9 protein-coding genes are annotated in these 13,091 nt (G+C 62.7%); 4 read left to right on the top strand and 5 right to left on the bottom strand.

The window, feature by feature from the left end:
- Positions 1-61 precede the first annotated feature (61 nt).
- Complete coding sequence (locus ACSQ3L_RS00625) at positions 62-460, top strand: hypothetical protein (protein WP_436158172.1); 399 nt, start codon at positions 62-64, stop codon at positions 458-460.
- Positions 461-506: 46 nt separating this feature from the next.
- Here ACSQ3L_RS00625 and ACSQ3L_RS00620 read toward each other — a convergent pair whose 3' ends face one another.
- The 3 genes from ACSQ3L_RS00620 to ACSQ3L_RS00610 form a co-directional block, all read right to left on the bottom strand.
- Entirely contained in the window at positions 507-1,736 is a 1,230-nt protein-coding gene (locus ACSQ3L_RS00620; protein WP_436158171.1) for an aromatic ring-hydroxylating oxygenase subunit alpha, read from the bottom strand.
- Between the two features lie 115 nt (positions 1,737-1,851).
- On the bottom strand, positions 1,852-3,441 hold the full coding sequence (locus ACSQ3L_RS00615; protein ID WP_436158170.1) for a trimethylamine methyltransferase family protein: 1,590 nt from the start codon (positions 3,439-3,441) through the stop codon (positions 1,852-1,854).
- A gap of 190 nt (positions 3,442-3,631) precedes the next feature.
- Positions 3,632-5,125 (bottom strand): PLP-dependent aminotransferase family protein, encoded by a 1,494-nt coding sequence (locus tag ACSQ3L_RS00610; RefSeq protein ID WP_436158169.1) that lies wholly within the window; start codon positions 5,123-5,125, stop codon positions 3,632-3,634.
- A 316-nt stretch (positions 5,126-5,441) separates the two neighbouring features.
- Between ACSQ3L_RS00610 and pgi the strand changes: the two genes are divergently transcribed.
- Positions 5,442-7,091, top strand: coding sequence for a glucose-6-phosphate isomerase (pgi, locus tag ACSQ3L_RS00605; protein WP_436158168.1), 1,650 nt, complete (start codon positions 5,442-5,444; stop codon positions 7,089-7,091).
- A 5-nt stretch (positions 7,092-7,096) separates the two neighbouring features.
- The gene (locus ACSQ3L_RS00600) at positions 7,097-7,819 is read left to right on the top strand and encodes an HAD family hydrolase (RefSeq protein WP_436158167.1); all 723 of its coding nucleotides are present in this window, start codon (positions 7,097-7,099) and stop codon (positions 7,817-7,819) included.
- A gap of 479 nt (positions 7,820-8,298) precedes the next feature.
- On the opposite strand, the gene ACSQ3L_RS00595 is transcribed toward ACSQ3L_RS00600, so the two are convergent.
- Positions 8,299-9,018 (bottom strand): class I SAM-dependent methyltransferase, encoded by a 720-nt coding sequence (locus tag ACSQ3L_RS00595; protein WP_436158166.1) that lies wholly within the window; start codon positions 9,016-9,018, stop codon positions 8,299-8,301.
- Positions 9,015-11,009 (bottom strand): long-chain fatty acid--CoA ligase, encoded by a 1,995-nt coding sequence (locus ACSQ3L_RS00590; RefSeq protein ID WP_436158165.1) that lies wholly within the window; start codon positions 11,007-11,009, stop codon positions 9,015-9,017. Before ACSQ3L_RS00590 ends, ACSQ3L_RS00595 begins: the two co-directional genes overlap by 4 nt.
- A gap of 455 nt (positions 11,010-11,464) precedes the next feature.
- Here ACSQ3L_RS00590 and ACSQ3L_RS00585 point away from each other — a divergent pair, with 455 nt between their 5' ends.
- Complete coding sequence (locus ACSQ3L_RS00585) at positions 11,465-13,057, top strand: ABC transporter substrate-binding protein (protein ID WP_436158164.1); 1,593 nt, start codon at positions 11,465-11,467, stop codon at positions 13,055-13,057.
- Positions 13,058-13,091: the final 34 nt, after the last annotated feature.

Raw genomic sequence — 13,091 nt, 5'->3', positions numbered from 1 at the left:
GCCGCCGCCTTTGTATTCCGCCGGTGAACCACCTAATTGGTTGGGAACGGATTGGACCATTATGGCAGGACGGCGCTCTTCCCTAGGTTTCCTTGGAATGTTCGGCCGCTCGGGTGACCTCAGGCAGCTCGACGCCGCGTTGCGTGGTGCGGACCTTCATCCCGCCCTTGTGCCGGAAGGGGTAAAACTCACCATCGTCAATCTGATGAAGGATCACTGGCCCGACGAGCCGCCGCCGGGTACCTATGCGTCGGTGGCACAATTGTGCAGCTATTGCATAGCGGGTCCCGAAACCTTCGAGCGAGCCAATGGCCAGGAGCGGACGCTGGATGCCGAGCGCCGCATCGAGGCGGCACTTGAGGCCGGCGACAGCTTCGACGCGCAGATCGTGCTGATGACGCTGCATGCCAAGCTCATCAACGCCGAAGTCGTCGACCGATACGGGCTCAGCGCGGAATGACGCGAGAGGCAAGATCTGCCTGATTCTCCCGCGGCAGCCGAGCCCATCAAGCCCGGCTGATCTCCTCGAGATACCAGCCGATGTAACGCAGCTCGTTGTATTCCATCGGCGCGATCGGGCCGGGCACGAAATAGTGCGAGCGCACGCCACGCGCGGTGTGCTCGATGATCTTCTTGTCCTCTTCGGTGGTGACCTTCCACAGCCAGGTCAGCTTCTCCAGATCGTAGTCCTGGCCTTCGACCGCGTCGCCGCGCACCAGCCAGATCAGTTCCATCTCGCAGGTCCCGGCCGTTTTCGGGATGAAGCGGTAGATCATGCCGTGGTCGGGATAGCAGACGAGGAAGGTCGTGCCGGCGAGGTGGATGGAGGTGACGCCACCGTCATAGTCGGTGAAGCGGCCCATCAGCGGGGCCACCGGCGAGCCGTCCTGGCTGCCGCTCGAAACGCCATCATAGAGCGCGTAGCGGAAGGTGTGGATCGCCTCCTGTCCGGCGGCCGAATTCTGCCAGCGGTTGGCGCTGCCGATCTCGACGCCGAGCGCGCAGGTGCGTTGCTCCATCGCGGCATTGAGCTGCTCGATCATCTCGGCCGGCTTTTCCAGCGCATGCGTCTGCGAATATTCCGGATGCGCCGGCCCGCAATGGTAGCATTCGACATAGTTCTCGACGGCGAGCTTCCAGTTGGCGTCGAGCGGATAGGACTGGCGATACGCCACCTTGGCGTCGCCCCAGCCATACTGGCCGCAGCTCGTGCGCAGCGACTGTTCGATCGGATCGAAATCGAGCGGCGTCTCGGCGAAGGAAATGAAGACCAGCCCGGAGGCGACGCGGACATGAAGCTTCTTCAGCCCGTGCGCCGAGCGGTCGAAATCCTTCGGCATCAGGCGTGCGGCACGCAAGGATCCGTCATTGGAATAGGCCCATGCGTGGTAGGGGCACACAAACATCTTCGCGTTGCCCTTCGCCTTGGTGCAGACCTCAGCGCCGCGGTGGCGGCAGACATTGAGCATGGCATGCACGGCGCCATCCATACCGCGCGTCAGGATGACCGCCTCGTCACCCAGCTTGAACAGCTCGAAATCGCCGGGATTCGCAATGACGCTGGCATGCGCCAGGCAATGCCAGTGGCGGCGAAAGACACGTTCCATGTCCCGCTCGAAGATCGCCGGGTCATGATAGAAGGCACGGACCAAGCCGTGGCCTGGCCGATGAGATGCCACCAGCCGATCGATCGCGTCGCCGTCGGTGTGGGCTTGCTGGATAGGATGCACACTCATTTGTCGTTCTGCCCGATGGTTGGTCCTGGAGCAATTCCAGGAAAAGTGCGAAGCGGTTTTCCGTCCGGAATTGGCTCTGAGTGATGGCTGTATGGCTGCACGAACTCGTCTCCGGTCAGCCGCCCATGTGCATGCGCGGCAGGTGGATCAGGCTGCCGAAGCGGGCACGCAATCTGTCGTCGACCTGTTTTGGCACGTGGCGCGGAAATCGTTCGGCAAGAATGCGTTTCTTCTCGGTGATCGCACGCAGCAATATATCAGGCCTACCTTTCTCGTTCCATTCCTTCGGCGATGAACGATCGCCGAAGGCGGGGTAGAAATGCTCGGTCTGCGTCTGCTTGAGCGTTTGTTCGTTGTCGAGGTAGTGGCCCGGACCCTTGAGGCAGACCTCGGCGATGCTGTCGATCGACAGCGCTTCGTCAGTCACTTCGATGCCACGTGCACAGCCCAGGCAATGACCGAGCATGTCGTTGTCGATGATCAGGCTCTCCAGGCAGAAGCCGAGCAGCGAGGCATGCATGCCGGCCGCCTCGTAGACAAGGTTGAGGCCGGAGAGGCTGGCCATCACATTGGTGATGCCTTTTTCGTAGCCGGACTGAATGTCGGGCAGTTTCGAATCCGTCATGCCGGCGGCCGAGCCGCCGGGCAGGTCGTAGAATTGCGCCATCTGAGCGCAGGCCGCCGTTGCCACCGACTGCTCGGCCGACCCGCCGGCCATGGCGCCGGTGCGCAGGTCCGACATGAATGGCCAGGCGCCGAAGATCGCCGGATGGCCCGGCTTGAGCGCGTTGACATAGACCAGGCCGGCCAGCACTTCGGCCACCGCTTGCACGACGGCGCCGGCCATCGCCGCGGGCGCCGTCGTGCCGGACTGGCCGGTCGAGAGCAGCAGGATCGGGATGCCGCCTTCAACGCAGGCCTCGAGCACGCCGCAGGCATCCTCGGCGAACTTCATCGGCGGCACGACGAACGAGTTGGAGTTGGAAACAAATGGCCGGGCGCGGAAATTCTCCTCGCCGCCGGCAATGGCATAGAGCATTTCGAGCGCCGGCTTCACGTTCTCACGCACGGTGAACGATGTTCCTACGTGCTTCGATGTCCCCATCACACAGGCATAGAGCGTGTTGAAATCCATATCGAGCGGGTCGGCGATGTCACGCGCCACCATTGGTCGCTGGAAGAAATGGATGTTGTCCAGCCCATCGACGATGCGGGCGGCATCATAAATGTCCTGCAGCTTGGATTCGCGGTACTCGCGCTTCTCCAGATCCACCAGGTGCACGGCGATACCTGCCGTGCCGTAGTGCACGCGCTTGCCCTGGACCACCATGTCGTGCCTGGCGTCCTGGCCATGAAGTGTGAAATGTCGTGCCGCCCGCTTGATGGTGTCGAGCACGAGCGCGCGCGGAAAGCGCACACGGCCATCGTCGCCATGGACCGCCCCCGCCTTGGTCAGCACCTTTATGCAGGAGGGGATGGCATTGGCGAAGCCCACCGTCTCCAGGAGCGTCAGCACGCCCTCATGGATGCGCTCGCAGTCGTCCCCGCGCAGCGGCCCATAGCTGCCGCCCTCGATGGTCTTGTGCTGTGGCCCGGTATCCTCCGTCAGAGGAGCTGATCGCATGGCATGTCCTGTTTCGCGAAGACCGGAGCGCTGTGGATGACGACTGGCCGGCGTGTCCTGCTGTTCGACAGCCACTGGCATGGAAGCACTCCACTTCGTCGGCAGGAAACTCGTGGCGGTTGGTCCACCATCGGCCTGCTTCTTCCCCTGACGCCGACTATGCTGCCGGCACTGGCCCATCCTATGAGCCAGCTGGCCCAGTTGCATGTGCCAGGACTAAAGTAACCGGGGCCGCTGAGAGCGGCTCCGGTCACGAGATATGGACGATGGATCAGGCTGCCGCGGGCCTGCGTCCGGCGGCGGTGGCCAGTTCGCGGATGCCTGGCTCGATGTGCTGCAGTGCGATCGACGAGATGCCCAACCGCATGAAACGCGAAGGCTTTTCAGTGCGATCGAAGAAACGGTCGCCCGGCTCGATGATGACGCTGCGCGAGGCTGCCGCCTCGGCCAGCCCGCGCGAATCGGTGCCGCGCGGCCCTTCGAGCCACAGCGAGGTGCCGCCGGCCGAATCGGTCGAGCGCCATTCCGGCAGGAAAGCGGAAATCGCATGGACCAGCCGCTTGCGCCGCTCGTCGAAGGCTGAAGACAGCCGCCGCACTAGCGCCTCGTGGTGGCCGAGCGACAGGAACAGTGCGACGGCGCGCTGGTTGTTGGCCGGCGGATGACGCAGCATGAAGCGGCGCAGCGCCCTGAGCTCGGAGATCAGGCCGGCGGACGCGACGATGTAGCCAAGCCGCAGGCCAGGAGCCAGCGTCTTCGACATCGAGCCGACATAGACGACACGGCCGGAACGATCGAGGCTCTTCAGCGCCTGCTGCGGTGCCTCGTCGAGAAGCTGGCTGTCATAGCCGTCCTCGATGATGATCTGGTTGTGACGGTTGGCCTGCGCCAGAAGGTCCTGCCGCCGTTCCGCCGACAGCGGCACCATGGTCGGGCAATGATGGCTGGGCGTAACGAAGACGAAGCCGGAATCATTGGGAATAGAAGCGGTTACGATGCCGGACTGGTCGACCGGAACCGGCTGTATCTCGGCGCCTGCAAGGCGGAAGATCGAGCGGGCGTCGGGATAGCCGGGGTCTTCCATCGCCACCTTCGAGCCCTTGGACATCAGCAGCGTCGCCAGCATGTAGAGCGCGTTCTGCGCGCCCAGCGTGACGATGATCTCGTCCGGATTGGCGAAGATGCCGCGCCGGGGCAGGAGCCGCGCCTGGATCTGCTCGATCAGCAGCGGATCGTCGCGGTCGACCATGTCGGACGCCCAGTTGCGGATCTCGAGCACGGCAAGCGCCATGCGGTTGCACTCGCGCCATTCGGCGGTTGGGAACAGCGCCGGGTCGAACTGGCCGTAGACGAAGGGGTAGGACGACTTGATCCAGTTCTCGTGCTTGGCCGGCGGCGGCATATCACTGGCGGCGATCTTGCGGCGTGCCTTCCAGTCGATCTCGTTGGCCTGGTCGGGCGCCTTCTGGTGCGGCTTGGCCGGCGTCGCCAGCACATCGGGATTGACGAAATGGCCACGCCGCTCGCGCGCCACCAGGAAACCCTGGTCGACGAGCTGCTGGAACGCCAGCACCACGGTTCCGCGCGCCACGCCGAGTTTTTCGGCCAGTATCCGGCACGAAGGAAGCGGCATCGAAGCGGCGATCTGGCGGTCGAGAATGGCGGCTACGATGGCCTGGCGGATCTGCGCCTGCAGGGTCTGGCCGGATTCAGCCGAAATCCGGAACAGGCCGGACCATATCGCCGTGTCGTTTCGCTGTGGCATGGGAGATTTCCTCGATGGCCAGCCTTTTTCGCTTGGCTGGACCAGCCGAACGTAACCGTGGCACAAGGGGTTGCGCCAATCAATTTTTCTGATCGTTGGGATTTATGCCAGTGATCCTTCACGCCGTTTTGATGCTGCACTGCGGCATCCCAGGGTGACGTGGCATGTCATCCCGGCGATGACTCCATGCGTCGTCGCTGCGTGGCGTCTGCGTCATCGCTGCACATTGAAACGGGCGGAGTTCGACCCGATAGATTGTCGCGACGACACGCGCCGGAAACATCCGGTCCGTAATGATGGCTCTAGGTCTCGGAGTTTGGCAGTGGATCAATCGTCCTTTCAAAAACAGCTCGCCGCGTTGCGCGATCATCGCGCCGCCGCACCCGCCAGCATGCGCCAGGCCTTCGCCGCCGATCCCAAGCGGTTCGTGACATTCTCCGCCACGGACGGCGACCTTCTGCTCGACTGGTCGAAATGCGCCGTCGACGCGACCACCATGGATCTGCTGGAGGAGCTCGCCAAGGCGGCCGATCTCGAAGGCCGCCGCGCCGCGATGTTCGCCGGCAAGAAGATCAACCTCACCGAGGACCGTGCCGTGCTGCACACGGCGCTGCGCAACCTGACCGGCAAGGGCGTCACCGTCGATGGCCAGGACGTCAAAGCGGACGTCATCGCCGTGCTCGACGCCATGGGCGCCTTTGCCGATGCCGTGCGCTCGGGCAAGGCGGCCGGCGCCACCGGCAAGAAGATCACCGACATCGTCAACATCGGCATCGGCGGCTCCGATCTCGGCCCGGCCATGGCCACGCTGGCGCTGGCGCCCTATCATGATGGGCCGCGCGCGCATTACGTCTCCAACATCGACGGCGCCCATATCCACGACACGCTGAAGGGCCTGTCCGCCGAAACCACGCTTTTCATCATCGCCTCCAAGACCTTCACCACCGTCGAGACGATGACCAATGCGCAGACGGCGCGCGACTGGGTGCAGAAGGCGCTCGGCAAGGAAGCGGTCGGCAAGCATTTCGCCGCCGTCTCCACCGCCCTCGACCTGGTGGCCAGGTTCGGCATTGCGCCCGATCGCGTCTTCGGCTTCTGGGACTGGGTCGGCGGCCGCTATTCGCTCTGGGGCGCGATCGGCCTGCCGGTGATGATCGCTGTCGGGCCGCGGAATTTTCGCGCCTTCCTTGATGGCGCGCACGAGATGGACGAGCATTTCCGCACCGCGCCGGTACAGGAGAACCTGCCGGCGCTGCTGGGGCTGGTCGGCTGGTGGCATCGCGTCATCTGCGGTTACCCGGCGCGCGCCGTCATCCCCTACGACCAGCGCCTGTCCAGGCTGCCTGCCTACCTGCAGCAGCTCGACATGGAATCGAACGGCAAGAGTGTCACCCTCGAAGGCACTCAGGTGACGACGCCGACCGGACCGCTGGTCTGGGGCGAGCCGGGCACCAACGGCCAGCATGCCTTCTTCCAACTGCTGCACCAGGGTACCGATTTCATCCCGGTCGAATTCCTTGCCGCGGCCGTCGGCCATGAGCCCGATCTCAAGCATCAGCATGATCTGCTGCTTGCCAACTGCCTGGCGCAGTCGGAAGCGCTGATGAAGGGCCGCACGCTGGAGGAGGCGCGAGCCCAGATGCTGGCCAAGGGCATGAAGCCGGCCGAGGTCGACAAGATAGCCCCGCATCGCGTCTTCTCCGGCAACCGGCCCTCGCTGACCATCCTCTACCGCAAACTCGACCCGCGCACCTTCGGCCGGCTGATCGCGCTTTACGAGCATCGCGTGTTCGTCGAGGGCACGCTGTTCAACATCAACTCCTTCGACCAGTGGGGCGTCGAACTCGGCAAGGAACTGGCCACCGGCCTTTTGCCTGTCGTGGAAGGCAAGGAAAGTGCCGCGAAGCGGGACGCATCGACCGCTGGCCTTGTGGGATTCATCCACCATTTGCGTGGCTCGGAGTGAAAAGTTTGGCAGACATCAAGGGAATATTGTTCGACAAGGACGGAACGCTTGTCGACTTCAACGCCACCTGGCTCGGCGTTGCCGACTTCATGGCCATGGATGCGTCAGAGGGCGACCGCTGGAAAGCCGACAGGCTGCTGGCCGCCGCCGGCTTCGATTTCGCCAACAAACGCTTCAAGCCTGACTCGATCTTTGCGTCCGGCACCAATCTCGACGTCGTCGAATTGTGGTTTCCGCGCCTGTCCAACGAGGACCAGATGCTTGCCGTTGCCCGCTTCAACGAGATCACCTCGGTGCAGGGCTCGGCGATGGCCGTGGCGCTGCCGGGCATCGTCGACACGCTGACGGCACTGCACAAGAAATCCTACCGGCTTGGCGTCGCCACAAATGACTCGACCAGCGGCGCGGAAAAGACGCTGGTCACGCTCGGCGTCGCCCAATTGTTCGACGCTGCCTATGGCTACGACGCGGTGGCCAATCCGAAGCCGGCGCCCGACACCATCCTGGCCTTCAGCGATCTCACCGGCCTCAGGCCGGCGGAGATCGCCATGGTCGGCGACAACAGGCACGACCTCGAAATGGCGCGTGCCGGCGGCTGCGGGCTGGCGGTTGGCGTGCTCTCCGGCACCGGCACCCGCGAATCTCTGGCCGGGATTGCCGACATTGTCCTGGACTCCGTTGCCGACCTGCCGGATTTTTTGTCGGCGCGGGTCAAGGAGACGATCTGAGGGCCAAGCGGGGCGAAACTCAAATTAGCTTGGGCTTTACCGCCAATGGTCTAGATGGTGGAAAGCGGACGTTAACCGATGTTCTACCGAAGGACGATATGTCAATGCAGTAGGTCCTAAGACGGATCACTCTGCACCATACATGATCGGATCACGATGAATGACTGAGCTACTAGGGTCGAAGGGTTTTCTCACCAATATCCTTGGAATTGGGGCATTTATACTGGGATCATTGTTTATAATCCTGGTTTGGTATGTTGTGGTGAAAGACCTCCCAATTATGGACAGACAGGGACGGTATATGAATTTTTTCTTTCAAAATCGAAAGAAAGAATGGAAGGCGATGCTGGCCCTTTGGCTGGTCGCTGCCATCCTGTTGGTTGGCGCGACCATAGCGTCTAAATTGTAGGTTCGATAACCGCAACGGTCGAACCCGGTCATTGAGAATGATTGGGTTTTGATTTCAACGCTAGTGATCTTCAGCCCTCGAAGTGAAAGACACCGCTCGCCTCCAGCGCGCTGTTTTTCGCCTGGCCGAAATCCGGCACCTTGTATTCGGCGAGCAAGCGCAGCCTTGATCGTGGCAGATAGGCGCGGCCGGGGTCGCCGACCAGGATCTCGACGCCGGCATTCAGGCAGCGTTCGAAAAAAGGCATGACGCGGTCGGCGACGCCTTGGCTGTAGAAGACATCGCCGGCAAGCACGAGGTCGACCGTGGGTGGCGAACCCCTGGTGATATCGTCTGCGATCACGGTGATGGCGACGCCATTGGCCGCCGCGTTGAGAGTGATAGCGGCAAGGCCGTTGCGATCGGTCTCGGCGGCGATGACTTCGCGCGCGCCAGCCATGGCCGCGGCAATGCCAACAAGGCCGGAGCCGGCACCGAGGTCGAGCACGCGGCGACCGGCCACCGTTCGCGGGTGATCCAGAATGTGGCGCGCAAGCACCGCGCCGCCAGCCCAGACATAGGCCCAGTAGGGCGGCTGCGGCTCAGGTCCATCATCGTCCGTCTCGTCATCGACGTCGGCGCTTTGGTGCGGATCGACAAGCCGCCTCAGGCCACTGGCCGGATGCGGCGTATAGAGGCGGATCTCGGGGAGCGACGGCACCGGGGCGAGGCGCATGTTCGCCCTGATGAACTCCGTCGGATCAGGACGGCAAGGCGCGTCCACGGCCTGCGGGCCGTCGGCTGCAATCATTCGCGCAGCGCTCGCCGCAGGATCTTGCCGACCGGTGTCTTCGGCAGCTCGGTGCGGAATTCGATGTATCTGGGCCGCTTGTAGCCGGTCAGGTTCTCGCGGCAAAAGGCGGTCAGTGCCTCGGCGGTCAGCGCCGGATCCTTCTTGACCACGAACAGTTTCGGCACCTCGCCCGAATGCTCGTCCGGCACGCCGATCGCCGCCACTTCGAGCACGCCCGGATGCATCGCCACGACTTCCTCGAGCTCGTTCGGATAGACGTTGAAGCCCGAGACCAGGATCATGTCCTTCTTGCGGTCGACGATCTTGGTGTAGCCGCGTTCGTCCATGAAGCCCATGTCGCCGGATTTGAAGTAGCCGTCCTTGGTCATCACCTTGGCGGTCTCATCCGGCCGGTTCCAGTATCCCGCCATCACTTGCGGTCCCCGGATGCAGACCTCGCCGACCTCGCCGAGCGGCAAATTGTTGCCGTCGTCGTCGCGGATGGCGATCTCCGTCGAGGGCAGCGGCAGGCCGATGGTACCGGTGAAGTCGCCGGCGGTGAACTTGTTGGCGGTGGCCACCGGCGAGGTTTCCGAGAGGCCGTAACCTTCGGTGACCGAACAGCCGGTCAGCGCCTTCCAGCGTTCGGCGACGCCCTTCTGCACCGCCATGCCGCCGCCAAGCGTCAGCACCAGCGGCTTGAAGTCGAGCTTGCGGAAGTCCTCATTGTTGAGCAGCGCGTTGAACAGCGTGTTGAGGCCGGGAAAGATGTGCACCGGATATTTCTGCAGTTCCTTGACGAAGCCGGGAATGTCGCGCGGGTTGGGAATGAGCACATTGCGGGCGCCTTGCTGCATGCCCATCAGCGCGTTCACCGTCAGCGCGAAGATATGATAGAGCGGCAGCGCGCAGACGAAGTTGGGGTGCGCCGGTTTCGGCTTGATCGTATAGGCATCCTCCATCCACTGCGCGTTCTGCGCGACATTGGCGAGCACGTTTCTGTGCAGCAGCGTGGCACCTTTCGACACGCCCGTGGTGCCGCCCGTATATTGCAGGAAGGCGACATCGTCGGCTGCCACCTTGGCCGGCTTGAAGCCCATGCCGGCGCCGGCCTTCATGGCGGCATTGAACTTGACATGGCCGGGCAGCGACCATGCCGGCACCATCTTCTTCACGCGGCGCACGACGAAATTGACGATCGTGCCCTTCAGGCCGCCGAGCATATCGCCCATCGCGGCGACCACCACATGCTTGACCGCGGTCCTGGCGATCACCGCCTGCAAGGTGTTGGCGAAGTTCTCCAGGATGACGATGGCTTGGGCACCGGAATCCTTCAGCTGATGTTCGAGCTCGCGCGGCGTGTAGAGCGGATTGATGTTCACCACGACATAACCGGCGCGCAGCACGGCCATCATCGCCACCGGATATTGCAGCACGTTCGGCATCATCAGTGCGACGCGCGCGCCTTTCTGCAGGCCCTTCGATTGCAGGTAGGCGCCGAAGGCCGCCGACAGCCGCTCGACATCGGTGTAGCTGATGGACTTGTCCATGCAGGTGAAGGCCGGCTGCGCGGAAAATTGCTTGCAGGCGGCAACCAGGAAATCGCCGATCGAGCTGTAGGGCAGGGGACCGATTTCGGCCGGCACGTTTTTCGGGTAGCTCTTGAGCCACGGCTTTTCCGGCAGACCGGCGGCCAGCGCCGTGAGTGTTTTTGGCAATCGCTTGGCGGTGGCCTCGGCTGGCTTTGCTGCCGGCGGGGTCTTCGCCGCCACTGCCTTCGCCACACGCTTGGCAGCGGGCTTTGCCGCAGGCGTTGTTTTTCCGGCGGCAGTCTTGGCTGGGGCTTCGGCCGCCGGCTTTGTGCTTGCCTTTGTTGGGACGGTGGCTGCCTTCGGCTTGGCAGCAGTGGCTTTGGCAGCTGGCGCTTTCGGCTTGGCCGCACCGGCTGCCTTTGGAGCCGCCTTGGCTCCAGCTTTCCCCTGTGCCGTCGTCCTTGATGCTTTTGCCACCCATTCCTCCCTGGACAATTCTTGTTCGTCCGCGCCGTGCTCGCCCCTGAATTGACAGAGACGTCCTCCGCTGCCGTCGCTATACCACCTATGTATTGCCTCCATCGGCGACCGTGCAAGTCTTGCCCTTGCGGCAAGGCGGCGAAAGATTTGCCGCCGAAAATCTTTCCTGCCGCCGACACTGCCAGCCGGTGTCCCGCCGCACCCTCGGCCGCGCGGAAGCGTGCGCGGCATCGATTTCGCCGGATCGGCGATCAATAAAAAAATGCAGTCGTTAACAATCCCGTGAATGGAAAAAACTGCTAATTTTTTCTGCCATTTAGCAAAATCGCGGATTTTTTTCCTGCTTCCCGAGGGGTAAGCAAACGGGGTGTTCCAAAGCCGGAAAAACGGTGCTTATATGCGCGCTTCGCGAGCCTGATAGAGGGGCTTGGAAGAACATCAGGGAGTGCTCAATGAAGAAGAAACTGACTTTTGCAGCCGCGTTGCTGGCTGCAAGCGTCCTGGGCGGCGTGGCCAACGCTAAAACTCTGGTCTATTGCGCGGAAGCTTCGCCGGAAGGTTTTGATCCGGCCCCGTATACCGCCGGCCAGACGTTCGACGCGTCGTCGCGCACCGTCTTCAACCGCCTTGTCGAATTCGATCACGGCAAGACAACGACCTCGCCGGGCCTCGCCGAAAGCTGGACGATCTCCGACGATGGCAAGGAATACGTCTTCAAGCTGCGCAAGGGCGTCAAGTTCGCCGCCACCGACTATTTCACCCCGACGCGCGACTTCAACGCCGACGACGTGGTGTTCTCGTTCGAACGTCAGGTCGACAAGAACGGCCCGTGGTTCCAATACATTCCGGGCATTGCCTACCAGTATTACAATGACCAGTTCGGCGAAAACATCACCAAGGTCGAGAAGGTCGATGACCTGACCGTGAAGTTCACCCTCAAGGAGCCGGCAATCACCTTCATTCCGACGCTGGGCATGGACTTCGCCTCGGTCGTCTCCAAGGAATATGCCGACAAGCTGCAGGCCGACAAGACGCCGGAACTGTTCAACCAGAAGCCGGTCGGCACTGGCCCGTTCATCTTCGTCGACTACCAGACCGATGCGGCCATCCGCTACAAGGCCAACCCGGACTATTGGGGCGGCAAGCAGAAGATCGACGACCTGGTCTTCGCCATCACCACCGATCCGGCGGTGCGCGCGCAGAAGCTCAAGGCCGGCGAATGCAACATCATGTCGTATCCGGCACCGGCCGACATCGCCGGCCTGCAGGCTGAAGCCAGCCTGAAGGTCGACGAGCAGGAAGGCCTCAACGTCGGCGCGCTGATGTACAACACCCAGCAGAAGCCGTTCGACGACGTGCGCGTCCGCAAGGCGCTCAACATGGCCATCAACAAGAAGGCCATCATCGACGCCGTCTTCCAGGGTGCCGGCCAGGTGGCGGTCAATCCGATCCCGCCGACCATGTGGTCCTACAACAAGGAAGTGAAGGACGATCCGTACGATCCGGATGCGGCCAAGAAGCTGCTCGAGGAAGCCGGCGTCAAGGACCTCAAGATGAACGTCTGGGCCATGCCGGTGTCGCGCCCGTATATGCCGAACGCGCGCCGCACCGCCGAGCTGATCCAGGCGGACTTCGCCAAGGTCGGCGTCACCGTCGAGATCGTCAGCTACGATTGGGGTGAATATCTCAAGCGCGCTTCCGCGGTCGATCACGACGGCGCCGTCATCGTCGGCTGGACCGGCGACAATGGCGATCCGGACAACTTCCTCGGCGTGCTCCTGAGCTGCGCTTCCGTCGGTTCGAACAACCGCGCGGAATGGTGCAACAAGGACTTCGATGCGCTCATCAACAAGGCCAAGACCGTTTCGGATCAGGCCGAGCGCACCAAGCTCTATGAACAGGCACAGGTCATCTTCAAGGAACAGGCACCCTGGGCGACGCTCGCTCACTCCAAGGTGTTCATGCCGATGCAGAAGACCGTCACCGGCTTTGCGATGGATCCGCTCGGTATCCATCGCTTCGACGGCGTCGATATCGCCGAATAAGGTTGCGAAACGGGGGCGCCACCATGTGGTGACG

This window comes from Mesorhizobium sp. LjRoot246 (genome assembly GCF_964254115.1).
GTDB lineage: Bacteria > Pseudomonadota > Alphaproteobacteria > Rhizobiales > Rhizobiaceae > Mesorhizobium.
Note: the sequence above shows the minus strand (reverse complement) of the source record. Positions and strands in the feature narration are given on the sequence as shown.